Consider the following 26,788-nt stretch of genomic DNA (forward strand, 5'->3'; position numbering starts at 1 on the left):
CTGGTCCCGTGTCGATCTCCGGACTCCGCTACGAGCGCCTGCACGTCGACCTGCGCCGCCAGGCCAGCGCGCTGTGTCGCCGCCCGCCCCGCTGAAACGCGACGACGAACGGCAGCACACCGCTAGGAGAACGACCGCATGACCGCCACCACGACCGGCCTCGCCGTGCCCGCGTCCACCGGCGCCCCCTTCACGCCGCGGCGGCTCGCCGAGCGGGCGCGCCGGCTCGCGACCGACCCGGGGGAGTGGCTGCACCGGGTGCGCCTCGACCCGCAGGGGCGCTGGTACGAGCGAGTCCACCAGGACGCCGACCACGAGATATGGCTGATCAGCTGGCTGCCCGGCCAGTCCACCGGGTTCCACGACCACGGCGGCTCCGCGGGCGCGTTCGCGGTGGCCCTCGGGGCCCTGGAGGAGCAGCGCGCCGGCGCCGCGCGCCGGGTCGGAGCAGTGCACGGCGTCGGCGCCGGGCAGGCCCGCTCCTTCGGTCCCGGCTACGTCCACGACGTGCGCAACGCCTCCGACGCCCCCGCCGTGAGCGTCCACGTCTACTCGCCGCCGCTCACCGCCATGCGCCGGTACGACGTGGACCCGTGCGGCGGCCTCGTCCGGCTCGCCGACGAGTCCGCCGCCGACTGGTGAGGCCGGGCCGCCCGGGAGCCGCGATCTTGCGGTGATCGCCGGGGCGGCGGACACTGCGGGAATGACCGACCTGAGTCATCCCATTTTCGCCCGGCTCTACCCGCGGCTGGACGCCGGCTGCGCCAAGGCGGGCGGCGACGCGCTCCGGGCCGAGCTCCTCGCCGGGGCGTCCGGCCGCGTGGTGGAGGTGGGCGCCGGGTACGGGGCCAACTTCGCCCACTACCCGCCCGAGGTCACCGAGGTCGTCGCCATCGAGCCCGAGCCGCGGCTGCGCGCGAAGGCCGGCCACGCGGCGGACCGCGCGCCGGTCCCGGTCACGGTGCGCCCCGGCCTCGCCGAGGACCTCGACCTCGACGACGCGTCCTTCGACGTGGCCGTGGCCTCGCTCGTGCTGTGCTCGGTCCGCGACCCCGTCCGCGCGCTGGCCGAGCTGCGGCGCGTCCTCAAGCCGGGCGGCGAGCTGCGCTACTACGAGCACGTGCGGGGCGCCGCCCCCGGCAAGGTGCGCTTCCAGCGCTACGCCGACCTGCTGTGGCCGTTCTTCGCCGCCGGATGCCACGTCTCCCGCCCGACGGACGAGTGGATCGCCGGCAGCGGGTTCACCGTGCGGGAGGAGCGGCGGTTCGAGTTCCCGGAGCAGGGCCGGGCCAACCCGGCCTCCCCGCACGTCATCGGGACCGCCGTCCGGGACTGACCGGACATCACCCGCATAAGGTCCGGCTCCCGGGGAAGATCGGGCTCCATGACCGCAGGGAGCGAACCGGAACAGGTGGACGAGCGGCTCCAGGACGGGCCGTCCCATACCGCCGCGGTGGCGGCGCTGCTGGCGGGTGCCGCCGCCCTCGGCGGGTTCCTCTTCGGCTACGACTCCTCCGTGATCAACGGGACGGTCGACGCCCTCAAGCAGGAGTTCGGCCTCGGCGGCTTCGCGGTCGGCTTCGTCGTGTCCGCCGCGCTGCTCGGCTGCGCGGCGGGCGCCTGGTGCGCGGGCCCGCTGAGCGACCGGATCGGCCGGGTGCGGGTGATGCTCATCGCCTCCGGGCTGTTCGTGGTCAGCTCGCTCGGCTCCGCGCTGGCCTTCAGCGCGGTCGACCTCACCGCCTGGCGGCTGGTCGGCGGCCTCGCCATCGGCGCCGCGTCGGTGATCGCGCCCGCCTACATCGCCGAGATCGCCCCGGCCGAGCTGCGCGGCCGGCTCGGATCCCTGCAGCAGATGGCGATCGTGCTCGGCATCTTCGCCGCCCTCGTCGCCGACTACGCCATCGCGCGGGTGTCCGACGGCGGCGCGACCGGGACGTTCCCGTGGGGCGGGGGCGCGTGGCGGTGGATGTTCGCCAGCGCCGTCGTCCCGGCCGTGATGTACGGCGTGATCGCCACCACCATCCCCGAGTCGCCCCGCTACCTGGTCAAGAAGCACGAGACGGCCCGCGCCCGCCAGGTGCTGCGGCGCGTGATGGGCCGCGGCGACGTGGACGTGAAGATCACCGAGATCGTGCGGTCCATCGCCGCGGACCGGCCCGTCCGGCTGCGGGACCTGCGCGGGAGCCGGCTGGGACTGCTGCCGATCGTCTGGGCCGGGATCCTGCTGTCGGTGTTCCAGCAGTTCGTCGGCATCAACGTGATCTTCTACTACTCCTCGTCGCTGTGGCAGGCGGTCGGGTTCTCCGAGAACGACGCGATGCTCACCTCGGTGATCAACTCGGTCGTCAACGTCGCCTTCACGCTGGTCGCGATCGCGCTCGTCGACCGGGTCGGGCGGCGCCCCCTGCTGCTGACCGGAGCCGCCGGCATGGCGGTCTCCCTCGGCACCCTCACCGCCTGCTTCGCGACCGCCCCCGTGGTGGACGGCGAGCCGCACCTCGGCGGCGCCGCCGGGCCCGTGGCGCTCGTCGCGGCCAACGTGTTCGTCGCCTCCTTCGCCGCGACGTGGGGGCCCGTCGTGTGGGTGATGCTCGGCGAGATGTTCAACAACTTCATCCGCGCGTCCGCGCTGGCCGTCGCCGCCGCCGCGCAGTGGCTCGCCAACTGGGTCGTCACGACGACGTTCCCCGGCATCTCCGGCTTCTCCCTCGGCCTGGCCTACGGCATCTACACGCTGTTCTCGATCCTGGCGTTCGTGTTCGTGCTCCGCGCCGTCCCCGAGACCAAGGGACGCGAACTGGAGGAGATGGACGACCTCGCCGCCCCGAGGGGGGCCCGCGCGTGAAGGGCCGGGCCCCGCGCCCGCCCATCGGTTACAGTGGTGTCATGCCGTACGCGTTCGCAGAGACGACGACGCCGGGCCACTCCCGGCGCGACGGCGGCATGTCCTGACATTGCACGCGGAAGGGCCCCGGGAGCGATCCCCGGGGCCCTTCCGCTGTCCGGGGACGCCACGGGCCCTCCGCCGACCGAGAGGAGCGGCCGATGGAGCCGGATGCGTCCGGGGGACACCCCGAGTCGATAGCATCGAAACCCGCTGACCCCGAACCACCATCGCGAGGAGTACCCGTGTCCACCGTGTCTGAGCTGCGCATCACCCTCGACGGGAGCGAGCGGGCGGTGCCGGCGGGCACCACCGCGGGGCAGGCACTGGAGGCCGACGGCCGGACCGTGATCGCCGCCCGCGTCAACGGCGAGCTGCGCGACCTCGCCGGCGAGCTGCGCGACGGCGACGCCGTCGAGCCGGTCGAGATCGGCTCCGACGACGGCCGGGCGATCATGCGGCACTCCGCCGCGCACGTGATGGCGCAGGCCGTCCAGGAGCTGTTCCCCGAGGCGAAGCTGGGCATCGGCCCGCCGGTGGAGAACGGCTTCTACTACGACTTCGACGTTCCCGAGCCGTTCACCCCCGACGACCTCAAGCGCGTCGAGAAGCGGATGCGCGAGATCGTCAAGCAGGGGCAGCGGTTCTCCCGCCGCCCCGTCGCCGAGGAGGACGCGCGTGCCGAGCTGGCCGCCGAGCCCTACAAGCTGGAGCTGATCGGCCTGAAGGGCTCCGGCCCGGTCGGGGACGCCGCCGACGGCGCCGAGGTCGAGGTGGGCGGCGGCGAGCTGACCATCTACGACAACCTCGACGCCAAGTCCGGCGAGCTGCGCTGGAAGGACCTGTGCCGAGGCCCGCACGTGCCGTCCACCCGGGTCATCCCCGCGTTCAAGCTGATGCGCTCGGGCGGCGCCTACTGGCGCGGCAGCGAGAAGAACCCGCAGCTCCAGCGGATCTACGGCACCGCCTGGGAGTCCCGCGAGAAGCAGGACGAGTACCTGCGGTTCCTGGAGGAGGCCGAGAAGCGCGACCACCGCAGGCTCGGCGCCGAGCTCGACCTGTTCTCCTTCCCGAACGAGATCGGCAGCGGCCTCGCCGTCTTCCATCCGAAGGGCGGCGCGGTCCGCAAGGTGATGGAGGACTACTCCCGCCGGCGGCACGAGGAGGAGGGGTACGAGTTCGTCAACACCCCCCACATCACCAAGGGCCACCTGTTCGAGACCTCCGGGCACCTCGGCTGGTACAAGGACGACATGTTCCCGGCGATGGAGATCGACGGGGGCGACTACTACCTCAAGCCGATGAACTGCCCGATGCACAACCTGATCTTCCGGGCGCGCGGCCGGTCCTACCGGGAGCTGCCGCTGCGGCTGTTCGAGTTCGGGTCGGTGTACCGGTACGAGAAGTCGGGCGTCGTGCACGGCCTCACCCGCGTGCGGGGCATGACCCAGGACGACGCGCACATCTACTGCACCGAGGACCAGATGGGCGAGGAGATCAAGCGGCTCCTCGACTTCGTCCTCGGGCTGCTGCGCGACTACGGCCTGAACGAGTTCTACCTCGAGCTGTCCACCCGCGACGAGTCCGACAAGTTCATCGGCTCGGACGAGATGTGGGAGAAGGCCACCGCCGCGCTCCGCGAGGCCGCCGAGGCCACCGGGCTCGACCTCGTCCCCGACCCGGGCGGCGCGGCGTTCTACGGCCCCAAGATCTCGGTGCAGGCCAAGGACGCGATCGGGCGCACCTGGCAGCTGTCCACCATCCAGGTCGACCCCAACCAGCCCGAGCGGTTCGGCCTGGAGTACCAGGCGGCCGACGGCACCCGGCAGCGCCCCATGATGCTGCACCGGGCGCTGTTCGGGTCGATCGAGCGGTTCTTCGGCGTGCTGCTGGAGCACTACGCGGGCGCGATGCCGCCGTGGCTGGCGCCGGTCCAGGCGGTCGGCATCCCGATCGGGGACGCCCACGTCCCGCACCTGGAGAAGGTGGCGGCGCGGCTGCGCGAGCACGGCCTGCGCGTCGAGGTGGACGCCTCCTCCGACCGGATGCAGAAGAAGATCCGCAACGCGCAGAAGCAGAAGGTCCCGTACATGCTGCTCGCGGGCGACGACGACGTGGCCAAGGACGCGGTGTCGTTCCGGTACCGCAACGGCGAGCAGAAGAACGGCGTCCCGATCGACGAGGCGGTCGAGGAGATCGTCGAGGCCGTGCGGTCCCGCGCGCAGATCTGAGCCGGCCCGGGTCGCGCCCGCCGCGCGCGGGCGCGACCCGCGGGTGGCGGCGCGCCCGGAGTTGGTAGCCTCATCGACCACGTGCGACGACCGGGGAGACAGCGGAGATGAAGTCCAGGAGGCCGGCGCGGCGCGGGCGCTCGCTCTGGCTCCGGATGGCCGGCTACACCGGCACCCTGGCGCTCGTCGCCGCCGCGGTCGTCGTGCTCCTCATGCCGCTGATGGACGACGGCCAGAAGGGCGCCGCCGGCGCCGGGGGGGCGGCGGGCCCGTCCGCGCCGGGCGGGCAGACGGGCGTTCCCGGAGGCGGCGGCCTCCCGGCGACCCCGACCAACCCCGCTCCGCAGCAGACCGGCGGCGGCCAGCCCTACCCGAGCGGCGGGGGCGGCGGGTCCGGCGGCCAGGGCGGCGGTCCGCAGATCCCGCCCCAGAACGGCTCGGCCGGCGGTATCGGCGCCTGCCCCAAGGGGACGGCGTACTACCGGGCCGCCCCGACGGGCGTGGACGTCGTCATCGCGGTCTCCGCCGGCGGCGCGATCCGGGCGGAGCTGTCGCTGCGGGGGCAGGAGCCCAGGGCCCAGCAGACCACCATGCGGAGCGGCGGGTCGAAGACCTTCCACTTCACGGGCGTCATGCCGCAACTCGTCGAGCGCGTGAAGGTGACCACGATCTCGGTGGGCGGCGGCATGCAGAACTGCTACGCCCGCGCCGCCTGACGGACGTCCTCGACCGACACGTTCACGGCGGCGACCCGCGTGCCCAGCATGATCGCCGCCACCCGTGCCACGTTCGCCTTCACCAGGGTCGCCACGTCCCTGATCACGGTGCCGTACTCGACGGCGATGGCGACGTCGAGGGTGACCTCGTCGTCGTTCTGGACGACGCGCACCCCGGTCGCGGCGGGCTCCTCCCGGACGGTGAGGCCGGCGACGCCGTCCACCTCCAGCGCCGCGAACGCGGCGATCTTCCCGATGACCGCGTTCCCGATCGTGATGCGGCCCTCCACCGGCGCGCTGAGGTCGCCGGGCGAGCCGTGCAGCGTCATCGGCACCGCGTTCGGCCCCGAGGACTGGGCGCCCCGCGGCGGCGGGACCGACGGCCGCGCCGCGGCCGGGGGAGGAGCCGACAGCGGTGTCCCCGGCTGGGTCACCTGCTGCGTCCCCTGTGAAGGCATCCCCTGTGAAGGCGTCCCCTGTGACGGCGCGCCGTGGGGTGGCATGCCGGGGGGCTGCTGGGCGTGCGGGGGGGTCGCGGGCGGCGGCTCGGTCTCCGGGCGGCCGGCGGGCACCCCGGGGAACCGCGGTCCGGGGCCGGCCTCCTGCCCCTGCTCGGCGTTCCCGGTGCGGTGCTTGTCGAGCCCGGTCATGATCGCTCCCTGGGGGTCGGTCGGGTGACCATGGTGTCGGAGCGACGCGCGGGACGTCACGCAGGCACCGGATCGCGGGCGCGTCCGAAGACCCGCCGACGGGCCATGCTAGGGGATCCCGGCTACAGCCCCCGGGGCGTCTCTCTCTATGCTGCTGGTCAGGCCGTGAACAAAAGGAGACCGCCGCCTTGAGCCCAGAGCCGGAGGAGTCCGTGGTGCAGCAGGGGCGCGAGGACGCGCCCGGTGCCGGCGCCGGGAACGAGCGCACGCCCCGCTTCGAGGAGGAGAGGGGCGGCGCGGGCACGCCCGACAACTTCCAGCGGCTCTGGACCCCGCACCGGATGGCCTACATCAAGGGCGAGAACAAGCCCACGGGCGGGGGAGCCGGCGACGGCTGCCCCTTCTGCGAGATCCCGAAGATGACCGACGAGGAGGGGCTCGTCGTGGCCCGCGGGGAGTCGGTGTTCACGGTGCTGAACCTCTACCCCTACAACTCCGGGCACCTGATGGTCGTCCCGTACCGGCACGTCGCCGACTACGCCGACCTGGAGGAGCCGGAGTACACCGAGCTGGCCGTCTTCACGCAGCGGGCCCTGACGGCGCTGCGCAAGGCGAGCGGCGCGCAGGGCTTCAACGTCGGCATGAACCTCGGCCTCGTCGCGGGCGCCGGCATCGCGGCCCACCTGCACCAGCACGTCGTCCCGCGCTGGGGCGGCGACACCAACTTCATGCCGGTGGTCGGGCACACGAAGGTCCTGCCGCAGCTGCTGCGCGACACCCGCCAGATGCTCGCCGACGCCTGGCCGCACGACGGCTGACGGCAACGACGGCCGACCGGGCGGAGCCCGCCGGACGAGGGGGACGAGGCTCGGGCGCGGCCGCCCTAGGCGGGAGGCACGGCTCGCCGCAGGCCCGCGTCGCCACCGGGGCGGGGCGGCGGCTGCGAGACGCTCATCAGCTCCGAGAGCGTGACGAACTCGAAGCCCTTGGCGCGCAGGCCCCGGATCATCGGGACGAGGTTGCGGAGCGCGACCAGGCGGTCGTGGTTGCCGGTGTCGTGGGCGAGCAGGATCGCGCCGGGGCCGGTGTTGCCCACGATGTAGTCCACCAGCGCCGGCGGCTCGTCCTCGTAGGTCTTCTCCAGCATCTTGATCGACCACAGCGCGATGTCGTAGTCGAACCGGCACGCGGCGCTGAGCGTGGTGCCGCCCAGATGCCCGAACGGCGGGCGCAGGAACCGGGGCTCTCTGCCGACGATCCGCGTGATGGCGTTGTGGGCGCGCCGCAGCTGCTCCAGGGCCTGATCGTCGGACAGGCGCGACAGGTCCTTGTGCTGCCAGGTGTGGTTGCCGGCCTCGTGCCGCTCCATCCGCCCGTGCACGAGCCGGGCGTGGCGGACGAGGCGCTCCCCGACGAGGAAGAACGTCGCCTTGACCCGCTCGGCGTCCAGGATGTCGTGCACCATGGGCGTCCAGTCGGGCATCGGCCCGTCGTCGAAGGTGAGGGCGACGAGCTTCTGGGCGGTGTCGACGCCCCAGATCACGTCGACGTGCGCGCTGCCGGGGCGCCACGGACCGGCGATGGGGACCGCCATCGCCGACGACGGCGGGCCCCCGGAGCCGACCACGGCGCCGACGGCCTCCGCGCCGGCGCCCAGTGTGACCGCTCCGGCGGCCGCCAGCCCCAACCCCTTGATGAACGTCCGGCGTCCGGGGGCGGCCGGATCCCGGGGGGCGTCCACGTTTTTCATTGTGAGACCACGATCGCACCGCGGACCCGCCCTGATCATCGGCCGTCCGGCCGAATCGCGGGTCACCCTGCGGGATGAGCCGGGCTCCCCCCGCAGGTCGATTCGGCGGCGCCGGCCGTCACCGCGGCGGAGGGGGCGGGGCGGGGCCCGGCGCGCGCCGGGCCCCGCCCCCGCGGGGCGCGGTCAGCCGTCCCTGGACTCGGCGGCGACCTTGTCGGCGAGATGCGACGGGAGCGGTTCGTAGCGCAGGAAGGAGCGGCTGAACGTGCCGGTGCCCTGCGACATCGAGCGCAGGTCGATCGCGTACCGGACGATCTCCAGCTGCGGCACCTCCGCCTTGATCATCGTGCGGCCGCCCGGCACCGCCTGGGAGCCGAGCACCCGGCCGCGCCGGGAGGTGAGGTCGGACATGATCGGGCCGACGTACTCGTCGGCGATCAGCACGCCCACCTCGTCGACCGGCTCCAGCAGCAGGATCGGAACCTGGCTCGCCGCGTCCTTCAGCGCGAGCGCCCCGGCCGCCTGGAACGCCATGTCGGAGGAGTCGACCGAGTGCGCCTTCCCGTCGTGCAGGGTGACCTTGATGTCCACCATCGGGTATCCGGCGGACACGCCGCGCTCCATCTGCTGCCGGACGCCCTTCTCGACCGACGGGATGAACTGGCGCGGGACGACCCCGCCGACGATCTTGTCGACGAACTCGAAGCCCTCGCCGGAGGGCAGCGGCTCGACGTCGATATGGCAGATGCCGTACTGGCCGTGCCCGCCGCTCTGCTTGACGTGCCGGCCGAGGCCCTTCGCCGTCCCGCCGAACGTCTCGCGCAGCGGGACGCGCAGCTCCACCCGCTCGACCTCGACGCCGTAGCGGGCGCGCAGCCGGTCGATCAGGACGTCGGCGTGCGCCTCGCCCATGCACCACAGCACCAGCTGCCGGGTCTCGGAGTTGTTCTCCAGCCGCAGCGTCGGGTCCTCGGCGACGAGCCGGCCGAGCGCCTGGCTCAGCTTGTCCTCGTCGGCCTTGGACTTCGCGCGGATGGCGACGGGCAGCAGCGGGTCCGGCATGGACCAGGGCGCCATCACCATGGGCGCCGCCGGGTCGGACAGCGTGTCGCCCGTCTCGGCGCGGCTGAGCTTCGCCACCGCGCAGATGTCGCCCGCGCCGCACGACGACACGGTGCGCTGCGTCTTGCCCAGGGGCGAGGTGAGCGCGCCGACGCGCTCGTCGACGTCGTGGTCCTCGTGGCCGCGGTCCTCCATGCCGTGCCCGGAGACGTGCACGGTCGTGTCGGGGCGCAGGGTCCCGGAGAAGACCCGGACCAGCGAGATCCGCCCGACGTACGGGTCGGAGGTGGTCTTGACGACCTCGGCGACCAGCGGCCCCTCCGGATCGCAGGAGATCTCCTTCGGGGGCCCGCCCGCCACCGGGGTCACCGGGGGGATGCCGTGTTCGAGGGGGGACGGGAACGCCTGGGTGACGACCTCCAGCAGCTCCATCATGCCGACGACCGGGCCGGGGTGGTCGCCGTGCGGCACCGACGTGGCGAGGACGGGGTAGAAGCTGCCGCGCGCCACCGCGGTCTCCAGGTCCTCGATGAGCGCCTTGACGTCGATCTCCTCGCCGGACAGGTACCGGTCCATGAGGGTCTCGTCCTCGCTCTCCTGGATGATCCCCTCGATGAGCGAGGCGCGCTGCTCGGAGATCTGGTCCAGGTACCGGGGGTCGGGGTCGCACTCGGTGCGCTTCCCGGTCGAGTAGTCGAGGCAGCGCTGCGACAGCAGCCCGATCAGGCCCTTGAGGCCGTCGTCGCCCTGGGCCGGGAAGTACAGCGGCGCGACGCCCTCGCCGAAGACGTCCTGGCAGGTCATGACCACGTCGTCGTAGTCGCCGCGCTGCTGGTCGATCTTGGTGATGACGACCGCGCGGGGCATCTGCACCGCCGCGCACTCCTCCCAGATCATCCGGGTGAGCCCGTCGATGCCGTCCACCGCGGAGATCACGAACAGCGCCGCGTCGGCGGCGCGCAGCCCGGCCCGCAGGTCCCCGACGAAGTCGGCGTAGCCGGGGGTGTCGATGAGATTGACCTTGACGTCGCCGTGCACCAGCGGCGCGAGCGCGAGGTTGACCGAGCGCTGCTGGCGCACCTCGACCTCGTCGAAGTCGCTGACGGTGGTGCCGTCCTCGACCTTCCCCGCCCGCTGCAGCGTGCCCGTGGCGGCGAGCAGCGCCTCGACGAGCGTGGTCTTACCGGCCCCTGAATGGCCGACCAGCGCGACGTTGCGCACTTTGTCGCACGTGCCGGCCTCCGGTGCCCTGCCGGGGGCTCCCGGGTGGCCTCCCTTGTCCGCCATGACTACCTCCTCGGACGGGCCTCTCGCGGAGGCCCGCGTGCGGCTGGGGCCCGGCCCCGGCGGGCCCGGCCCTGACGTCCGAGTGCGGCGTCCGACCTCGTTCATCGCGCGTGACCGGCGTCACACCCGTGCCAACAGCCTTTCCCCTGCGGGCCGGGATCACAAGGGGTGAACGGCAAACAACCGCGATCCGTCCGGGCCGCGGCGGCGGCGGGCCCGTGCCCGGCCGCGTCCCGGCGGCGTCCGCACTACGATGGGCGCGCCGCGTGGGCGCCGGACGCCCGCGGCGGGGCCGCTCCCGGTGACCACGACTCCCGGCGGCGACGACTCCAGGCGACCACGAGAACGGACGGCGATGCTCAACAAGATCAGGCCCGCGCTGGGGCGCGTCCTCACCCCCGTCGGACAGGCGGTCGCGCGGACCGGGGTCTCGCCCAACGCCATCACCGTCATCGGGACGGTCGGCGTCGCCGCCGGCGCGCTCGTGCTGTTCCCGCGCGGGGAGTTCTTCTGGGGGACGATGGTCATCACCGCGTTCGTCCTGTTCGACATGCTCGACGGCGCGGTGGCCCGGGTCACCGGGAAGATCTCCTCGTTCGGGGCGTTCCTGGACTCCACCATGGACCGCGTCGCCGACGCCGCGATCTTCGCCGGGCTCATGATCGGGCTGTACCGGGCCGGGCAGGAGCCCCTCGCCGGGGTCGCCCTGTACTGCCTGGTCTCCGGGGTCGTGGTGTCCTACGCCAAGGCGCGCGCCGAGGGGCTCGGCTACACCTGCAACGTCGGCATCGCCGAGCGCGCCGAGCGCCTCATCGTCGCGCTGGTCGCCGCCGGGCTCGACGGGCTCGGCGTCCCCTACGTCCTCGCCGTCGCGCTGTGGGCCCTCGCCGTGCTCAGCACCGTCACGGTCGGGCAGCGGTTCGCCACGGTGTACGCCCAGGCGAAGGCCGACGGCGGCCCGGGGGCGGGCAACGGCGCGCGCAACGGGGCCGAGAAGACGCCGGAGCCGCGTCCATGACCACGCCCCGCCGCGCAGAGGCGTCGCCGTCGCTTCGCGACGAGGTGACCGACGCCGTCTACGCCCTGGGCTGGACGGTCGTCCGCAAGATGCCCGAGAGCGCGGCGCGCCTGGTGTTCGCCGCGCTCGCCGACCGCACCTGGCACCGCTACGGCGGCGGCGTGCGGCAGCTGGAGAAGAACCTGTGCCGAGTCCTCGGCAAGGACGCCGTCGACGACGAGGTCCGCGTCCTCAGCAAGAAGGTGCTGCGCTCCTACTTCCGCTACTGGCTGGAGGTCTTCCGGCTGCCCGAGTACGACCGGGCGCGGATCGTCGGCCGGATGCGGGTCACCGGCGAGAAGAAGATCTTCACCAACCTCGACTCCGGGCGCGGCGTCATCCTGGCGCTGCCCCACATGGGCAACTACGAGCAGGCCGGGGCGTGGCTGGTGCACAACGGCCACCCGTTCACCACCGTCGCCGAGCGCCTCGAGCCGGCGTCGCTGTTCGACCGGTTCGTCGAGTTCCGCGAGGGCCTCGGCATGGAGGTCCTCGCGCACAGGGGCGCCTCCGCCTACGGGCGGATGGCGCAGCGGCTGCGCGCCGGGCGGCCGGTGTGCCTGGTCGTCGACCGCGACCTGACCGACACCGGCGTCGAGGTCGAGTTCTTCGGCGCCACCGCCCGGATGCCCGCCGTGTCGGCCGCGCTGGCCATCCAGACGGGCGCCGCCCTCATCCCCGTGACACTCTGGTACGAGGGCGAGTACTGGGCGGCGAGGGTCCACGAGGAGATCCCCGTGCCGGACGAGGGCGGCAGACAGGAGAAGATCCAGGCCATGACCCAGGAGCTCGCGCGCGCCTTCGAGGAGGGCATCGCCGCCCACCCCGAGGACTGGCACATGCTGCAGAAGGTCTGGGTGGACGACCTCGCGGACGGCCGAAGTTGAGGGCCGGCCGATGAAGGTGGGCATCGTCTGCCCCTACACCTGGGACGTGCCGGGCGGCGTCCAGCAGCACATCGGCGACCTCGCCGAGGCGCTGGTCGCGCTCGGCCACGAGGTGTCGGTCATCACGCCCGCCGACGACGACGCCGACCTGCCGCCCTACGTCGTGGCGGCCGGGCGCGCCGTCCCCGTTCCCTACAACGGCTCGGTCGCCCGGCTGGCGTTCGGGTTCCTGTCGGCCGGCCGGGTCCGGCGCTGGATCCGCGACGGCGGGTTCGACGTCCTGCACGTCCACGAGCCCGCCGCGCCCTCGCTCGGGCTGCTGGCCTGCTGGGCCGCCGACGGGCCCATCGTGGGGACGTTCCACGCCTCCTACGAGCGGTCGCGGGCGCTGTCGGTCACCGCGCCGATCCTGCAGAGCGCCCTCGAGAAGATCACCGGCCGGATCGCGGTGTCCGAGGCCGCCCGCACCACGCTCGTCGAGCACCTCGGCGGCGACGCCGTGCTCATCCCGAACGGCGTCGCGACCGAGCGCTACGCGATGGCCGCGCCGCTGCCCGGCTGGCGCGGCCGCGCGGACCCGCCGCCCGGGGGCGGCGACGGGGGAGCGCTCGGCTTCCTCGGCCGGATGGACGAGCCGCGCAAGGGGCTGCCGGTGCTGCTGCGCGCCTTCGAGATCATCGGCCGCCTCCGGCCCGGGCTGCGGCTGCTGCTGGCCGGCCCCGGCGACGCCGACGACGTGCTGGCCAGGGTCCCGCCTGACCTGCGCGACCGCGTCGTCGTGCTCGGCATGGTGAGCGAGGAGGACAAGGTCCGCGCCTACCACTCGGTTGACGTGTTCGTCGCGCCCAACCTCGGCGGCGAGAGCTTCGGCATCGTCCTCGCCGAGGCCATGGCGGCGGGCGCGCCCATCCTGGCCAGCGACATCGAGGCGTTCGATCGCGTCCTGCGCCGCGGCCGGGCCGGGGCGCTGTTCCCGGCCGGCGACCACGAGGCGCTCGCGGCGGCGGCCGGGGCCCTGCTCGACGACCCGGCCCGCCGCAAGCAGCTGTCCGCGGAGGCCCGCGCGGCCGTCCGGGCCTACGACTGGTCGTCCGTGGCCCGCGACGTGGTGCGGGTGTACGAGACCGTCACCGGCGGCCGCGTCCGCGTCGTCGAGTCCGGCGTCGGCGCGTAGGGGGCGGCGTGTCCTACGACTGGGTCATCGACGTCCTGTTCTGGATCGCCGTCGTCTTCCTCGTCGGCGTGTACGTGTCGTGGCGCGCCACCCGGCTCGACCGGCTGCACGTGCGGGTCGAGACGGCCCGCGCCGCGCTCGACGCCGCGCTCGTCAGGCGGGCCGCCGCCACGCTGGAGCTGGCCGCGTCGCGGCTTCTGGACCCCGCCACCAGCCTGGTGCTGGCCACCGCCGCCCACGAGGCCCGCACCGCCGACGCCGAGGGGCGCGAGTTCGCCGAGAGCGACCTGTCGCGGGCGCTGCGCGCCGCCGTCGACCAGCCCGGGTTCGTCGACGCCCTCGCCGCGCGCGGCGGCGACGGCCAGGCGGTCCTGGAGGAGCTGTCGTCCGCCGCCGCGAAGGTCGCCTACGCCCGCCGCTTCTACAACGACGCCGTGTCCCAGGCCCGGATCGCGCGCCGCAAGCTGCTCATCCGCGTCCTGCCGCTCGCCGGGCGCGCCCCGCTCCCGGACTTCTTCGAGATCGACGACGACCCGCCCGGGATCTGACCGCGGGGGACCGCGGCCGGCCGCGGTCCGGAGGCCCGGAATCCGGCCGCCCGGACATATCGGCAGGCGGACCTTGAGCGGGGGAGCACCCCTCGGCCGTACCACCGGGCGGGCGAGCGCACCGGATCACGTTCGCTAACCTCTGGCAGATCGTCCAAAGGAGGGGTAGATCGTGCGATCTGTCTGGGAGATCACCGCCCGGAGGCACGCGGCCGCGGGACTCGGCGTCCTCGTCCTCGGCGCCGCGCTGCCGGCCTGCTCGAGCTCGGACGGTCCGAAGTCGGCGCCGCCGCCGAAGAGCACGGGCGCGCCCCAGGACAGCGCGACGCCGACGCCGGCGACGCACCCGTTCACCGGCGGCACCAAGGGCCTCGGCAACCCCGTCCTCGCGGTCAAGATCGAGAACACCAGCCCCGCGCTCCCGCAGAGCGGCGTGTCGGCCGCCGACATCGTCTACGTCGAGCAGGTTGAGGGCGGCGAGACCCGCCTGATGGCGGTCTTCTCCTCCAAGCTGCCGAAGAAGGTCGGGCCCGTCCGCAGCGCCCGCATCTCCGACCTGCACATCCTGCCGCAGTTCGGCCGTCCCGCCTTCGCGTTCTCCGGTGTCCAGAGCAAGATGAAGAAGTACATCCGCAAGGCGCCGGTGTACGACATCTCACAGGAGAGCGCGGGCGGCGCGTACTTCCGCTCCAGCGACAGGCGCATCCCCTACAACCTCTACGCCGACCCCAAGAACCTCCTCAAGCGGGCGCCGAAGGCCGCCAAGCCGCGCGACATCGGCTTCCGCTTCGGAGAGGCCCCCGAAGGCGGCGAGCCCACCAAGTCGTTCACCGCCCGGTGGCCCGCCGCCAGGATGGGTTTCACGTGGTCGGCCAAGCAGAAGCGGTGGCTCGCCAGCTGGGGCGGCAGGCCCGATCGCGCCGCGGAAGGCGGGCTGCTCGGCGGCAAGACCGTCGTCGTCCAGTACGCCAAGACGACCCGCTCGAAGTTCCACGACTTCCTCGGCAGCTACACGCCGCTGATCCACACCACCGGCACCGGGCGCGCGGTCGTCCTGCGCGACGGCAAGGCCTACGACGCCAAGTGGTCGCGCCCGTCCGAGAGCAAAGGCACCACCTACACCACCGCCGACGGCAAACCCATGAACTTCGCACCCGGCCAGGTGTGGGTCGTGCTCGTCAACGACGGCAAGCCCTACACGCCCTGAAGTGGGCGCGTCCTAGGCCGCGCGGAGCCCGGGGCACCCCCGCCGCCCGTCACTTCGTAAGCCTCCGGCGCCGTCCGCTGACACTCTGCCGGGTCCAGAGGGCGAACGAGCAGGCAATATCATGGGAAAAGACTTGTCGTCCGTCCACGTGAGGAATGCCCGTGTCCACTTCCACTCCCGCCCCTGACAACGCCGCGCCCGAGACCGGGACCGCCCGCGTCAAGCGCGGCATGGCGGAGATGCTCAAGGGCGGCGTGATCATGGACGTCGTCACGCCCGAGCAGGCGAAGATCGCCGAAGACGCGGGCGCGGTCGCCGTCATGGCCCTGGAGCGGGTCCCCGCCGACATCCGCGCCGAGGGCGGCATCTCCCGGATGAGCGACCCCGACATGATCGACGGGATCATCGGCGCGGTCTCCATCCCGGTCATGGCCAAGGCCCGCATCGGCCACTTCGTCGAGGCGCAGGTGCTGCAGGCCCTCGGCGTCGACTACATCGACGAGTCGGAGGTGCTGACGCCCGCCGACTACGACAACCACATCGACAAGTGGGCGTTCACCGTCCCCTTCGTCTGCGGCGCCACCAGCCTCGGCGAGGCGCTGCGCCGCATCACCGAGGGCGCGGCGATGATCCGCTCCAAGGGCGAGGCCGGCACCGGCGACGTCTCCAACGCCACGACGCACATGCGCAAGATCCGGCAGGAGATCCGCCGCCTGCAGTCCCTGCCCGAGGACGAGCTGTACGTCGCGGCCAAGGAGCTCCAGGCCCCGTACGAGCTGGTCAAGGAGGTCGCGCAGGCGGGCAGGCTGCCCGTCGTGCTGTTCACCGCGGGCGGCATCGCCACCCCGGCCGACGCCGCGATGATGATGCAGCTCGGCGCCGAGGGCGTCTTCGTCGGCTCCGGGATCTTCAAGTCCGGCAACCCCGCCCAGCGGGCCGAGGCGATCGTGAAGGCCACCACCTTCCACGACGACCCCGACGTGATCGCGAAGGTGTCGCGCGGCCTCGGCGAGGCCATGGTCGGCATCAGCGCCGCCTCCCTCGGCGAGGACCAGAAGTTCGCCGGTCGCGGCTGGTAGCGGGCACCCGTCCGCCCGGCCCGGAGTGGCCGGGCGGATACCGGGGTCCCCCCTCCACACCGGCCGCCGGCGGGGTTACGCTGACGTCGCGGCCGGTGAAGCGATCTTCGGGCGGTCCGGCCGCGGGAGGGGAGAGCATGGCTTGGTCGGTCGCGCTGGCGTGTGCGAGCGCGGGTGAGCCCACCGAGGTGTTCCGGCCCGGCATGGTGCCCGATCCGGACGCCGCCGCGAAGATCGCGCGCCGCCTGTACCCGGCGGCCGCCCTCACCGAGACCGGTGACACGGTCCTGGACTTCGCGCTCTGGCCCTACGACGACGAGCTGTTCGTCGGGGCCTTCGAGCGGGCGCTGCTGCTGTGCGACAGGCGGCTGTTCTGCCTCGACGAGGACGCCCGCCGCATCGCCGACACCGCCGCCGCGGCCCTGCCCGGCGCGCACTGCGGCGTCCTCGTCCTGCACAACGTCATCCGCGGCTGCTGGTTCCGCTGGTACGAGTCGGGCGAGCTGCTCCGCGACGTGTTCGTCACCGCGGAGGACGGGGTGGTCGTCGACCAGGGCGAGCGGCTGCCCGCCGAGCGGCCGTTCTGGCGCGCCGTCGACGCCGGCGCCCCGGACGTGCCGCTCCCGTTCGACCCCGAGGAGTTCGGGCTCGCCCTCGCCGAGGCCTACATGTTCGGCCGCGGCATCGCCGACCGGGGCAAGGACGGCTTCCTGCCCCTGGAACTCCCGGTCCGCCGCTTCCGGCACGCCTGACCTAGGCGCGGGGGCGGGGGCGCTGCGGGGGCGCTGGGAAGATCAGCCAGGTCGTGCGCCGTTGTAAGGAACGTCTAGGGTTGAGACGACTCCTGTTCCCCGGAAGGTTTCCACGTGACTGCTGTGCCCACGATCGGTGTCCTCGCCCTGCAGGGCGACGTGCGCGAGCACGCGCGCGCGTTGGAGGCGGCCGGGGTGCGCGCCCTGAAGGTGCGCCGCCCCGACGAACTGGAACAGGTCGACGGGCTGGTGCTGCCCGGCGGGGAGTCCACCACCATGTGGCGGCTGGCGCGCTCGTTCGAACTGCTCGACCCGCTGCGCAAGCGGATCGAGGCGGGCATGCCCGCCTACGGCTCCTGCGCCGGCATGATCATGCTGGCGGACCGGATCCGCGGCGGCGTCGCGGGCCAGGAGACCGTGGGGGGGATCGACATGACCGTGCGGCGCAACGCGTTCGGCCGGCAGGTCGACTCGTTCGAGGCCGCCGTCCCGCTGACCGGTATGGGTGACACGCCGTACCACGCGGTTTTCATCCGCGCACCCTGGGTGGAGTCCGTCGGCGACGACGTCGAGGTCCTCGGACGCGCGGAGGGCGGCCCGAACGCCGGTAGGATCGTCGCCGTCCGCCAGGGGCGCCTCATGGCGACCGCGTTCCATCCGGAGTTGACAGGCGATTTCCGCGTGCACCACTACTTCGCCGATCTGGTGCGCCGGACGACAGAGGAGGATTGACAGATGTCCGGCCATTCCAAGTGGGCGACAACCAAGCACAAGAAGGCGGCCCTCGACGCCAAGCGGGGCAAGCTCTTCGCCAAGCTGATCAAGAACATCGAGGTGGCGGCCCGCACCGGCGGCGGAGACCCCGACGCGAATCCCACCCTCTACGACGCCATCTACAAGGCGAAGAAGAACTCGGTCCCGAACGACAACATCGAGCGCGCCCGCAAGCGGGGCGCCGGTGAGGAGGCCGGGGGCGCCGAATGGCAGACCATCACCTACGAGGGCTACGCCCCCGGCGGGGTGGCCGTGCTCATCGAGTGCCTGACCGACAACCGCAACCGGGCCGCCTCCGAGGTCCGCGTCGCCCTGACCCGCAACGGCGGCTCCCTCGCCGACCCGGGCTCGGTCTCCTACATGTTCAACCGCAAGGGCGTCGTGATCGTCCCCAAGGCGGGCACCAGCGAGGACGACGTCATGATGGCCGTCCTGGACGCCGGGGCCGAGGAGGTCAACGACCTCGACGAGGAGAACTTCGAGGTCGTGAGCGAGGCCGGCGACCTGGTCGCGGTCCGCTCGGCGCTGGTGGAGGCGGGCATCGACTACGACTCGGCGGAGAGCAAGTTCCTGCCGAGCGTGACCGTCCCGCTCGACGAGGACAACGCCAAGAAGGTGTTCCGGCTCCTCGACGCCCTGGAGGACTCCGACGACGTCCAGGAGGTCTACGCCAACTTCGACGTCAGCGACGAGGTCATGGCCTCCATCGACGCCTGACCCCGCCGCCCCGCGAACGCCGCCGCCGCCCGCCCGGGTGCGGCGGCGTTGCCGTCGGAGCCGTCGCATACGGTCTGGATCATGGAGATTCGCGCTGTCGCCCCCGGCGAGGTGGACGCCGTCCGAGACATCCGGGCCCGCGCCTTCGGGCCGCTGCCCGACGAGGTGTGGGCGCGGCGGTCCCGCCTCGTCCGGCAGGCCGCGGAGGCCGGGCGGCAGTTCGCGGGCTTCGACGGCCGGGCGGTCGTCGCCACGGGAGCCCTGCTCGACATGGCGCAGTGGTGGAACGGGCGTGCGGTCTCCACGGCCGGCGTCAGCGCGATCACGGTCGCGCCTGAGGAGCGCGGGCGGGGGCTCGGCCGCCGCCTGATGACCGACCTGCTGGAGCGGTGCGCCGGCCTCGGCCACCCGCTCGCCATGCTCTATCCGGCCACGACGCGGCTCTACCGGTCGCTGGGCTGGGAGCACGCGGGCGGCTGGCACCACGTCGACCTGTCCACCGAGGCCCTGCGCACGATCGCGGCCGAACGGGTCCCCGTCCGCCGCGCCGGGCCGGGCGACGCCGCCGAGGTGGCCGCCGTGATCGGGCGCGCGCACCGGACGGCGCGCGACTGCGGCCCCGTCGGCTGGCCCGAGGCGAGGTGGCGCGAGCACCTGGACGCCCCGGACGTCTACCACTACCTGGCCGAGGACGGATTCCTCTCCTACCGCTGGGCGGAGGGCAACGCCGGGCTGGAGGTCCTCCGGCTCGTCGCGTCCTCCGAGAGGACGCTGAGGGCGCTGTGGGCCATCGTCGGATCCGGCTCGTCCACGGCCGAGTCGGTGCGGGCCTGCGTCTCGCCCGCGGACCCGGTGCTGTGGCTGCCGCGCGAACGCGAACACGAGGTCGTCCACCGCTCCCAGTGGATGCTGCGGGTCGTCGACGCGCCCGCGGCGATCGCGGCGCGCGGCTACCCGGCCGGGGTCGCCGCCGGCGTCCCGCTGGAGATCGACGACCCGGAGCGTCCGGCGAACTCCGGGCACTGGAGGCTGGAGGTCGCGGACGGGGAGGGCAGGCTGGAGCGCTCCACCGCCGCCGCGGACGCCGTGCGCCTCGGCCCGCGCGGCCTGTCGGCCCTCTACGCCGGGATCCCGGTGACCACGCTCCGCCGCGCGGGCCTGCTCCAGGGCGCGGACGCCGAGGCGCTCACGGCCGTGTTCGCGGCCACGCCGTTCTCGCTGGACTACTTCTGACCGGCGACGCGGATTGGTAGCGTTGGCGGCCGAACAGATGATCGAAGGAGCGGCCGTGCGGGTGATGGGGGTGGACCCCGGGCTCACCCGGTGCGGGGTCGGGGTCGTCGAGGGCGCCCCGGGCAAGCGGCTGCACCTGGTGCACGTGTCGGTCGTGCGGACCGCCCCCGACGAGGACCACGCCCAGCGCCTGCTGGGCATCGAGACGGGGATCGCGGCCCTGATGGACGAACTGCGCCCTGAGGCCGTCGCGGTCGAGCGCGTGTTCTCCCAGCACAACGTCCGGACCGTCATGGGGACGGCCCAGGCCGCGGGCATCGCGATGCTGCTGGCCGCCCGCCGCGGCCTGCCCGTCGCGCTGCACACCCCGAGCGAGGCCAAGGCCGCCGTCACCGGCAACGGCCGCGCCGACAAGGCGCAGGTGACCCGGATGGTGACCCGGTTGCTGGCGCTGGAGGCGGCGCCGAAGCCGGCGGACGCCGCGGACGCGCTCGCCCTGGCCATCTGCCACGTGTGGCGCGGGGGAGCGCAGCGGCGGCTCGCGCACGCGCAGCGGTCGCGGATCGAGGAGGCGGCCAGGGCCGAACGGGAACGGCTCGCCGCCCGGAGCAGAGGAGGAAGCGTCCAGTGATCGCCTTCGTCAGCGGCCGGGTGGCCGCCGCGGGCCCCGACGGGGCGGTGATCGACGTGCACGGCGTCGGCCTCTCGGTGCAGTGCACCCCCGCGACGCTGGCCGGCCTGCGGGTCGGCGAGCAGGCCCAGGTGCCGACCTCACTCGTCGTCCGCGAGGACTCCCTCACCCTGTTCGGGTTCGCCGACGACGATGAGCGCACCGTCTTCGAGCTGCTCCAGACCGCCAGCGGCGTCGGACCCCGCCTCGCCCTGGCGATGCTCGCCGTCCACTCGCCGAACGCGCTGCGCCGCGCCGTGTCCACCGAGGACGTGAACGCGCTCACCAAGGTGCCCGGCATCGGCAAGAAGGGCGCCCAGCGCATCGTCCTGGAGCTGCGGGACCGCCTCGGCGGCCCGGTCGGCGACGACGGCGGCGACCTGCGCGCGCCCGCCCGCGCCGAGCCGTGGCGCGAGCAGGTCCAGATGGGCCTGGTCAACCTCGGCTGGTCGGCCAAGGACGCCGACGCAGCCGTCGACGCCGTCGCCGCGGACCTCGACGGCGGCGAGACGCCCCCGGTCGCGGCGCTGCTCAGGTCGGCGCTGAAGAAGCTCAGCAAACAATGAGCGGTAGCGAACCGGGGGGTGTGGGGGGTCGCCCCCCACAGGAAACGCGCATGAGCGGTAGCGAACCGGGGGGTGTGGGGGGTCGCCCCCCCACGGAGGGCAGGCCATGAGCGAGAGCGAGTCCGGGGAGGCGTGGGGAGCGGGGATGAGCGGGACCGACGAGGGCGAGCGGCTGGTGTCGGCGGACGCCGACGGGATCGAGGAGCAGCAGATCGAGGCCGCGCTGCGGCCGAAGAAGCTGGACGACTTCGTCGGGCAGGAACGGGTCCGCGAGCAGCTCTCGCTGGTGCTGCACGGCGCGCTGCGGCGCGGCCGGACCCCCGACCACGTGCTGCTGTCCGGCGGGCCGGGTCTCGGCAAGACCACCCTCGCCATGATCATCGCGGCGGAGCTGGGGCAGCCGCTGCGGATCTCCTCGGGGCCCGCGATCGAGCGGGCCGGCGACCTCGCGGCCGTGCTGTCCACCCTCGCCGAGGGCGAGGTGCTGTTCCTGGACGAGATCCACCGGCTGGCGCGGCCCGCCGAGGAGATGCTCTACATGGCGATGGAGGACTTCCGCGTCGACGTCGTCGTGGGCAAGGGCCCGGGCGCGACGGCGATCCCGCTGGACATCGCCCCCTTCACGCTGGTGGGGGCCACCACGCGGGCGGGCATGCTGCCCGGCCCGCTGCGCGACCGGTTCGGGTTCGTCGCGCACATGGACTTCTACGAGCCCGCCGAGCTGGAGGTCATCGTCCGCCGGTCGGCCCGGCTGCTGGGCGTGGAGATCGCCGACGACGCCGCCGCCGAGGTGGCCGGACGCTCGCGCGGCACGCCCCGGATCGCCAACCGGCTGCTGCGCCGCGTCCGCGACTACGCCGAGGTCCGCGCCGACGGGGTGATCACGCGGGAATCGGCCCGCGCGGCCCTGGCGTTGTACGAGGTGGACGAACGGGGCCTTGACCGGCTCGACCGTTCCGTCCTGGAGTCGCTGATGCGCAAGTTCGGCGGCGGGCCGGTGGGCCTGTCGACGCTCGCCGTGTCGGTGGGGGAGGAGCCCGAGACCGTCGAGGTCGTCGCGGAGCCGTTCCTCGTCCGGCAGGGCCTGCTCGCCAGGACGCCGCGCGGACGGGTCGCCACGGCCGCCGCGTGGGCGCACCTCGGGCTTCCCCAACCGCCGACCGCGCCGATGGCGGGCACCCTGTTCGACCTGGACGGGAACGCCGACGGAGCGGAATAGTGATCATCTGGTAACGGGTTGGGAACTTCCCGGCGACGCCGATCGTCGCCTCGTTGCCGGGGTCTCGCGTACTCTCTAGACTCCGGGACTTGGTTCACCGTCTCCAGCCGGCGGTCCCGTTGCACGTGACCGGTCTGGTCACAGGCTGGGCAATCGACATCGGAAGGATGCCCCAGTAATGGGCAGCGACATGATTCTCGCGGCGAACAACGGCGGTAGCGGGGCCTTCAACCTGCTCCTGCTCCTCGCCGTGCCACTGGTCTTCTACTTCCTGCTCATCCGGCCGCAGAGCAGGCGCCGCAAAGAGCAGATGCAGATGCAGAACGCCATGGAACCGGGCGCCCGCGTCCTGACGACCAGCGGTATCCGCGCGACCGTCGTGTCGGTGGACGACGACGGTGTCGTGCTGGAGATCGCCGACGGCGTCGAGGTCCGGTTCGTCAAGCAGGCGATCATGCAGGTCCTCAAGGACGACGACCCCGAGGAGCTCGACGACGAGCACGACGAGGCCGTCGAGGACGCCGAGGACGAGGACGGCGACCGCGTCGACCTGTCCAAGGACGGAGCCGAGGTCGACCTGTCCAAGGACGGCGAGGCCGCGGCCAGCGCGGACGAGGACGGCGAGCCCGAGTCCAAGCCGAAGGGGAAGGCGAAGGTCGAGGCGGGCGACAAGCCCGCCTGACCCCCTCTCAGGCGACGATACGACGGGAAGTACGACGACAAGTGGCTCCGCCCAAGAATGCTCCCAAGCCGGGGCGCACGCTCCTCGCGCTCTTCGCGGTCATGGTGGTCCTGGCAGGTCTGGCGGTCTGGCAGGGGCAGACGAAGCCCAAGCTGGGCCTCGACCTCGCCGGCGGGACGACCGTGACCCTCACGGCCAAGACCCCGAACGGCAAGAACCCCCCGGCCGACCAGATGAACCAGGCCGTCAAGATCATGACGAAGCGCGTCAACGGTCTGGGGGTGTCCGACGCCGAGGTCGCCAAGCAGGGCAGCAACAACATCGTGGTGAACGTCCCCGGTGAGGGGCAGGGCCGCGTCGTCAACCTGATCGGGACGACGGCGAAGCTGCAGTTCCGCCAGGTGTTCGCGGTGGCCGACGGGCGGCCCGCGAACGGGGCGGCGCCCGCCCCGTCCCCCAGCCCGTCGTCGAAGGGGAAGGACGGGGGCAAGAGCCCCTCGCCTTCCGCGTCGGCCTCCCCGTCCGGGAGCGCGTCGCCGTCGACGTCGGCGACCCCGCGCGGCCGGGCGCTGTCGGGGGCGCTGGCGGCCCCGACGCCGAAGCCGTCCGGGTCCGCCGCGGCGTCCCCGGCTCCGTCGGCGTCGTCGCCCCTGGGCCAGCCGTCCGGGCAGCCCAGCGCGCCCGCGCAGGACTACCCGGGCGTCACCGACAAGGCCGTGATCAGCCAGTTCGAGGCGCTCAACTGCTACGGCGACGACCGGCGGGCCCCGGGGTCCAACGACCCGAACCGCAAGTTCGTCGCCGCCTGTGACCAGGACGCGGAGAAGGGCCAGGTCACCAAGTACATCCTCGGCCCCGTCCAGGTCCTGGGCGAGAACGTCTCCTCGGCGAGCGCGATGCCGCCGAACGCCCAGCAGGGCCAGGCCAGCTGGTCGGTCTCGCTGAAGTTCGACGGCAAGGGCGCCCGCGAGTTCGGCGCGGTCACCACCGCCGCCTCCCAGGCCTACCAGCAGAACCCGTCCTCGCCGCAGGCGCAGGTCGCGATCGTGCTGGACGGCCAGGTCGTCTCCGCGCCCAGCATCCGCGAGGGCCCCATCACCGGCGGCACCGCCAGCATCGACGGGCCGCCCGACAGCTTCAACCAGCAGTACGCCACCGACCTCGCCAACGTGCTCAAGTACGGGGCGCTGCCGCTGGAGTTCAAGCAGAGCTCCATCGACGAGGTGTCGTCCACGCTGGGCTCCGACCAGCTGACCGGCGGACTGATCGCCGGCGCGATCGGGCTCGGCCTGGTGGTGCTCTACTGCCTGTTCTACTACCGGGGCCTCGGCCTCGTGGCGGTGTCCAGCCTGGTCGTGGCGTCGGCCATCACCTACGAGGCGGTGGTGATCCTCGGTGAGGGGATGGGCTTCCGGCTCTCGCTGCCGCACATCATCGGTTTGATCGTGTCCATCGGCATCACCGCCGACTCGTTCATCGTCTACTTCGAGCGGCTGAGGGACGAGCTGCGGGCCGGGCGCAGGCTGCGCTCGTCGATCGAGAACGCCTGGAAGCGGGCACGGCGCACCATCCTCGTGGCCGACGCCGTGACCTTCCTCGCGGCGCTCGTGCTGTACTTCCTCGCGGTCGGCGGGGTGGCCGGGTTCGCGTTCGCGATGGGCCTCACGACGCTCATCGACGTCATCGTGGTGTTCTTCTTCACCAAGCCGATGGTCGCGCTGCTGGCGCGCACCAGCTTCTTCGGCCGCGGGCATCCGATGTCCGGCCTCGACCCGAGGCGCCTGCACAAGGCGCAGGACACCGCCCCAGCCGCCCGCACGACGAGCCAGGAGGCCTGAGCATGGGAACGCGTGCGGCCATCTCCCGGATCTACCGGGGCGAGATCAGCGCCGACATCGTCGGCCGGCCGAAGATCTGGTACACGATCTCCGGGCTGCTGCTGGCGCTGTCGATCGCGGGCCTGCTGGTGCAGGGACTCAACTTCGGCGTCGAGTTCAAGGGCGGCTCCGTCTTCACCTTCAAGGCGCCGAGCGCCTCGATCGAGCAGGTGCGCGGCGCCGTCGCCGACGGCGGCCCGCACCAGGTGATCGTGCAGAAGGCGGGCGGCGACTGGCGGGTCACGACCGAGAGCCTGTCCTCGAGCGAGGTCACCGCGGTCAAGACCAGCGTCGCCAAGGAGCTGACCGTCCCCGCCGACAAGGTCAGCACCCAGGTCGTCGGCGCCTCGTGGGGCGGTGAGATCCAGAAGAAGGCGTGGCAGGCGCTGCTCGTCTTCATGATCTTGATCATCGCCTACCTGTCGGTGGCGTTCGAGTGGCGGATGGCCGTGGCCGCGGTGGTCGCGCTCGTCCACGACCTCGTGATCACCGCCGGCATCTACGCCTGGTCGGGCTTCGAGGTCACCCCGGCCACGCTGCTCGGCTTCCTGACGATCCTCGGCTACTCGCTGTACGACGCCGTCGTCGTCTTCGACATGATCAAGGAGGTCACCAAGCCGCTCGGGCCGACCTCCAAGATCACCTACAGCGAGGCCGCCAACCAGGCGCTCAGCAGCACCCTGGTGCGCTCGCTGAACACCTCGCTGGTGGCGATCCTGCCCGTCGGCGCGATCCTGTTCATCGGCACGACCCTGTTCGGCGCGGGCACGCTGAAGGACCTGTCGCTCGCCCTGTTCGTCGGCATGATCGTCGGTACGTACTCCTCGATCTGCGTGGCGACGCCGCTGCTGGTCCAGTTCAAGGAGCGCGAGCCGAAGTACAAGCAGCTCCGGGAGAACATCGCCCGGCGCGAGCAGAGCGCCAGGCGGACGTCGAAGGCGAAGGTCAAGGCCGGCGCCGGGGCCTCCGCCGACACCGCGGAGGACGACCCGGCGGACGACCCGGAGGACGAGGGCGATCGTCCCGCCACCGACGTCCGCAGCGCGGTGACCGTGCGCAAGGTCGTGCAGACGGGGTCGCGGCAGCAGCCGAAGCGAGGGTCGCGGCAGCAGCGCCGCGGCGGCAAGTAGGCGGGGAACGTGGGAGTGGACCTCAACAAGCTGATCCAGGAGCGGATCCGCGACGTCGCCGACTATCCCAAGCAGGGGGTGATGTTCAAGGACATCACCCCGCTGCTGGCCGACCACGTGGCGTTCGCCGGAGTGGTGGACGCCGTCGTCAACCACCACGGCCGCGGCACCATCGACAAGATCGTCGGAATCGAGGCCCGCGGGTTCATCCTCGCCGCGCCCGTCGCCTACCACTTCGGCGCGGGCTTCGTCCCGGTGCGCAAGAAGGGGAAACTGCCCTCGGCGACGGACGCGGAGACCTATGATCTCGAGTACGGGAGCGAGACGATCGAGATCCATCTCGACGCCTTCGAACCCGGCGACCGGGTGCTGATCGTCGATGACGTCCTGGCGACCGGGGGGACGGCCAGGGCCGCCGCCGAGCTGGTCCGGCGGGGCGGCGGCGAGGTCGTCGGACTTTCGGTCCTCCTCGAGCTGTCGTTCCTGAACGGACGCGACAAGCTGGGGAATCTGGACGTTCATTCCCTGGTTACGGTCTAGTACGAAATAGGCGCCGGATACACTGACCCCATCAGGGTCCGGTGGGGACGGGCGCGACCCTCGGCACGCGAGTGCGGCGCCCGGATGGACTAG

At 72.8% G+C, this 26,788-nt stretch carries 26 protein-coding genes; 23 read left to right on the plus strand and 3 right to left on the minus strand.

The genetic code is table 11. The features are described from left to right. Window positions 1-138: 138 nt before the first annotated feature. The 5 genes from K4S16_RS42180 (at window position 139) to K4S16_RS42200 (ending at window position 5,834) form a co-directional block, all read left to right on the plus strand. Window positions 139-642: a cysteine dioxygenase family protein gene (locus K4S16_RS42180; protein ID WP_149264728.1), complete on the plus strand. Its 504-nt coding sequence runs from the start codon at window positions 139-141 to the stop codon at window positions 640-642. Window positions 643-703: 61 nt separating this feature from the next. Then, complete coding sequence (locus K4S16_RS42185; RefSeq protein ID WP_149264729.1) at window positions 704-1,336, plus strand: class I SAM-dependent methyltransferase; 633 nt, start codon at window positions 704-706, stop codon at window positions 1,334-1,336. Window positions 1,337-1,384: 48 nt separating this feature from the next. Further along, window positions 1,385-2,848 (plus strand): sugar porter family MFS transporter, encoded by a 1,464-nt coding sequence (locus K4S16_RS42190; protein ID WP_149264730.1) that lies wholly within the window; start codon window positions 1,385-1,387, stop codon window positions 2,846-2,848. Window positions 2,849-3,132: 284 nt separating this feature from the next. Next, window positions 3,133-5,118, plus strand: coding sequence for a threonine--tRNA ligase (thrS, locus tag K4S16_RS42195; RefSeq protein ID WP_149264731.1), 1,986 nt, complete (start codon window positions 3,133-3,135; stop codon window positions 5,116-5,118). Window positions 5,119-5,225: 107 nt separating this feature from the next. Further along, window positions 5,226-5,834, plus strand: a complete 609-nt coding sequence (locus tag K4S16_RS42200) for a hypothetical protein (RefSeq protein ID WP_149264732.1) — start codon at window positions 5,226-5,228, stop codon at window positions 5,832-5,834. Here K4S16_RS42200 and K4S16_RS46680 read toward each other — a convergent pair. Beyond that, entirely contained in the window at window positions 5,816-6,484 is a 669-nt protein-coding gene (locus K4S16_RS46680) for an Asp23/Gls24 family envelope stress response protein (protein ID WP_149264733.1), read from the minus strand. The genes K4S16_RS42200 and K4S16_RS46680 overlap by 19 nt on opposite strands. A gap of 188 nt (window positions 6,485-6,672) precedes the next feature. Between K4S16_RS46680 and K4S16_RS42210 the strand changes: the two genes are divergently transcribed. Then, complete coding sequence (locus K4S16_RS42210; protein WP_235037427.1) at window positions 6,673-7,302, plus strand: HIT domain-containing protein; 630 nt, start codon at window positions 6,673-6,675, stop codon at window positions 7,300-7,302. Window positions 7,303-7,367: 65 nt separating this feature from the next. Here K4S16_RS42210 and K4S16_RS42215 read toward each other — a convergent pair whose 3' ends face one another. Together K4S16_RS42215 and K4S16_RS42220 are read right to left on the minus strand one after the other, a co-directional pair. Next, on the minus strand, window positions 7,368-8,225 hold the full coding sequence (locus K4S16_RS42215) for a polysaccharide deacetylase family protein (protein WP_160161230.1): 858 nt from the start codon (window positions 8,223-8,225) through the stop codon (window positions 7,368-7,370). A 192-nt stretch (window positions 8,226-8,417) separates the two neighbouring features. After that, entirely contained in the window at window positions 8,418-10,583 is a 2,166-nt protein-coding gene (locus K4S16_RS42220) for an elongation factor G-like protein EF-G2 (protein ID WP_149264735.1), read from the minus strand. A gap of 355 nt (window positions 10,584-10,938) precedes the next feature. On the opposite strand from K4S16_RS42220, the gene pgsA reads away from it, so the two are divergent. The 17 genes from pgsA (at window position 10,939) to K4S16_RS42305 (ending at window position 26,695) form a co-directional block, all read left to right on the plus strand. Beyond that, on the plus strand, window positions 10,939-11,601 hold the full coding sequence (pgsA, locus tag K4S16_RS42225; protein WP_149264794.1) for a phosphatidylinositol phosphate synthase: 663 nt from the start codon (window positions 10,939-10,941) through the stop codon (window positions 11,599-11,601). Continuing rightward, the gene (locus tag K4S16_RS42230) at window positions 11,598-12,527 is read left to right on the plus strand and encodes a phosphatidylinositol mannoside acyltransferase (protein WP_149264736.1); all 930 of its coding nucleotides are present in this window, start codon (window positions 11,598-11,600) and stop codon (window positions 12,525-12,527) included. Before pgsA ends, K4S16_RS42230 begins: the two co-directional genes overlap by 4 nt. Window positions 12,528-12,537: 10 nt before the next feature. After that, window positions 12,538-13,701 carry a glycosyltransferase family 4 protein gene (locus K4S16_RS42235; protein ID WP_149264737.1) on the plus strand — a complete coding sequence of 388 codons (1,164 nt, stop codon included), beginning with the start codon at window positions 12,538-12,540 and terminating at the stop codon, window positions 13,699-13,701. Window positions 13,702-13,709: 8 nt separating this feature from the next. Continuing rightward, window positions 13,710-14,249 (plus strand): LemA family protein, encoded by a 540-nt coding sequence (locus tag K4S16_RS42240; protein WP_149264738.1) that lies wholly within the window; start codon window positions 13,710-13,712, stop codon window positions 14,247-14,249. A gap of 172 nt (window positions 14,250-14,421) precedes the next feature. Beyond that, window positions 14,422-15,456, plus strand: a complete 1,035-nt coding sequence (locus K4S16_RS42245) for a DUF3048 domain-containing protein (RefSeq protein ID WP_235037428.1) — start codon at window positions 14,422-14,424, stop codon at window positions 15,454-15,456. 155 nt (window positions 15,457-15,611) lie between these two features. Then, window positions 15,612-16,535 (plus strand): pyridoxal 5'-phosphate synthase lyase subunit PdxS, encoded by a 924-nt coding sequence (gene pdxS / locus K4S16_RS42250; RefSeq protein WP_149264739.1) that lies wholly within the window; start codon window positions 15,612-15,614, stop codon window positions 16,533-16,535. Window positions 16,536-16,672: 137 nt separating this feature from the next. Further along, complete coding sequence (locus tag K4S16_RS42255) at window positions 16,673-17,287, plus strand: DUF6928 family protein (RefSeq protein ID WP_149264740.1); 615 nt, start codon at window positions 16,673-16,675, stop codon at window positions 17,285-17,287. A gap of 114 nt (window positions 17,288-17,401) precedes the next feature. Continuing rightward, window positions 17,402-18,019: a pyridoxal 5'-phosphate synthase glutaminase subunit PdxT gene (gene pdxT / locus K4S16_RS42260; RefSeq protein WP_149264741.1), complete on the plus strand. Its 618-nt coding sequence runs from the start codon at window positions 17,402-17,404 to the stop codon at window positions 18,017-18,019. Window positions 18,020-18,022: 3 nt separating this feature from the next. Next, a complete protein-coding gene (locus K4S16_RS42265) occupies window positions 18,023-18,778 on the plus strand; it encodes a YebC/PmpR family DNA-binding transcriptional regulator (RefSeq protein WP_149264742.1) in 756 nt (251 codons plus the stop codon). Window positions 18,779-18,859: 81 nt separating this feature from the next. Beyond that, window positions 18,860-20,011, plus strand: coding sequence for an enhanced intracellular survival protein Eis (eis, locus tag K4S16_RS42270; protein WP_149264743.1), 1,152 nt, complete (start codon window positions 18,860-18,862; stop codon window positions 20,009-20,011). Between the two features lie 55 nt (window positions 20,012-20,066). Continuing rightward, a complete protein-coding gene (gene ruvC, locus K4S16_RS42275) occupies window positions 20,067-20,642 on the plus strand; it encodes a crossover junction endodeoxyribonuclease RuvC (RefSeq protein ID WP_149264796.1) in 576 nt (191 codons plus the stop codon). After that, window positions 20,639-21,247, plus strand: coding sequence for a Holliday junction branch migration protein RuvA (ruvA, locus tag K4S16_RS42280; RefSeq protein WP_149264744.1), 609 nt, complete (start codon window positions 20,639-20,641; stop codon window positions 21,245-21,247). The genes ruvC and ruvA overlap by 4 nt, the downstream gene beginning before the upstream one ends. A gap of 145 nt (window positions 21,248-21,392) precedes the next feature. Next, the gene (ruvB, locus tag K4S16_RS42285; RefSeq protein ID WP_149264797.1) at window positions 21,393-22,466 is read left to right on the plus strand and encodes a Holliday junction branch migration DNA helicase RuvB; all 1,074 of its coding nucleotides are present in this window, start codon (window positions 21,393-21,395) and stop codon (window positions 22,464-22,466) included. Window positions 22,467-22,644: 178 nt separating this feature from the next. Beyond that, window positions 22,645-23,148: a preprotein translocase subunit YajC gene (gene yajC, locus K4S16_RS42290; protein WP_200842437.1), complete on the plus strand. Its 504-nt coding sequence runs from the start codon at window positions 22,645-22,647 to the stop codon at window positions 23,146-23,148. A gap of 41 nt (window positions 23,149-23,189) precedes the next feature. Then, window positions 23,190-24,986, plus strand: a complete 1,797-nt coding sequence (gene secD, locus K4S16_RS42295) for a protein translocase subunit SecD (protein WP_308801020.1) — start codon at window positions 23,190-23,192, stop codon at window positions 24,984-24,986. Between the two features lie 2 nt (window positions 24,987-24,988). Next, the gene (gene secF, locus K4S16_RS42300) at window positions 24,989-26,155 is read left to right on the plus strand and encodes a protein translocase subunit SecF (protein WP_149264745.1); all 1,167 of its coding nucleotides are present in this window, start codon (window positions 24,989-24,991) and stop codon (window positions 26,153-26,155) included. A gap of 9 nt (window positions 26,156-26,164) precedes the next feature. Beyond that, window positions 26,165-26,695, plus strand: coding sequence for an adenine phosphoribosyltransferase (locus K4S16_RS42305; RefSeq protein WP_200842438.1), 531 nt, complete (start codon window positions 26,165-26,167; stop codon window positions 26,693-26,695). Window positions 26,696-26,788: the final 93 nt, after the last annotated feature.

This window comes from Actinomadura sp. K4S16 (assembly GCF_008327685.1).
Lineage (GTDB): Bacteria > Actinomycetota > Actinomycetes > Streptosporangiales > Streptosporangiaceae > Spirillospora.

Bases quoted from the DNA above. Each gene is read 5' to 3' on its own strand.
- K4S16_RS42180 (WP_149264728.1), top strand. From the start codon at position 139: ATGACCGCCACCACGACCGGCCTCGCCGTGCCCGCGTCCACCGGCGCC.
- K4S16_RS42185 (WP_149264729.1), top strand. From the start codon at position 704: ATGACCGACCTGAGTCATCCCATTTTCGCCCGGCTCTACCCGCGGCTG.
- K4S16_RS42190 (WP_149264730.1), top strand. From the start codon at position 1,385: ATGACCGCAGGGAGCGAACCGGAACAGGTGGACGAGCGGCTCCAGGAC.
- K4S16_RS42200 (WP_149264732.1), top strand. From the start codon at position 5,226: ATGAAGTCCAGGAGGCCGGCGCGGCGCGGGCGCTCGCTCTGGCTCCGG.
- K4S16_RS46680 (WP_149264733.1), bottom strand. From the start codon at position 6,484: ATGACCGGGCTCGACAAGCACCGCACCGGGAACGCCGAGCAGGGGCAG.
- K4S16_RS42220 (WP_149264735.1), bottom strand. From the start codon at position 10,583: ATGGCGGACAAGGGAGGCCACCCGGGAGCCCCCGGCAGGGCACCGGAG.
- pgsA (WP_149264794.1), top strand. From the start codon at position 10,939: ATGCTCAACAAGATCAGGCCCGCGCTGGGGCGCGTCCTCACCCCCGTC.
- K4S16_RS42230 (WP_149264736.1), top strand. From the start codon at position 11,598: ATGACCACGCCCCGCCGCGCAGAGGCGTCGCCGTCGCTTCGCGACGAG.
- K4S16_RS42235 (WP_149264737.1), top strand. From the start codon at position 12,538: ATGAAGGTGGGCATCGTCTGCCCCTACACCTGGGACGTGCCGGGCGGC.
- pdxS (WP_149264739.1), top strand. From the start codon at position 15,612: ATGCCCGTGTCCACTTCCACTCCCGCCCCTGACAACGCCGCGCCCGAG.
- K4S16_RS42255 (WP_149264740.1), top strand. From the start codon at position 16,673: ATGGCTTGGTCGGTCGCGCTGGCGTGTGCGAGCGCGGGTGAGCCCACC.
- K4S16_RS42265 (WP_149264742.1), top strand. From the start codon at position 18,023: ATGTCCGGCCATTCCAAGTGGGCGACAACCAAGCACAAGAAGGCGGCC.
- eis (WP_149264743.1), top strand. From the start codon at position 18,860: ATGGAGATTCGCGCTGTCGCCCCCGGCGAGGTGGACGCCGTCCGAGAC.
- ruvB (WP_149264797.1), top strand. From the start codon at position 21,393: ATGAGCGGGACCGACGAGGGCGAGCGGCTGGTGTCGGCGGACGCCGAC.
- yajC (WP_200842437.1), top strand. From the start codon at position 22,645: ATGGGCAGCGACATGATTCTCGCGGCGAACAACGGCGGTAGCGGGGCC.
- secF (WP_149264745.1), top strand. From the start codon at position 24,989: ATGGGAACGCGTGCGGCCATCTCCCGGATCTACCGGGGCGAGATCAGC.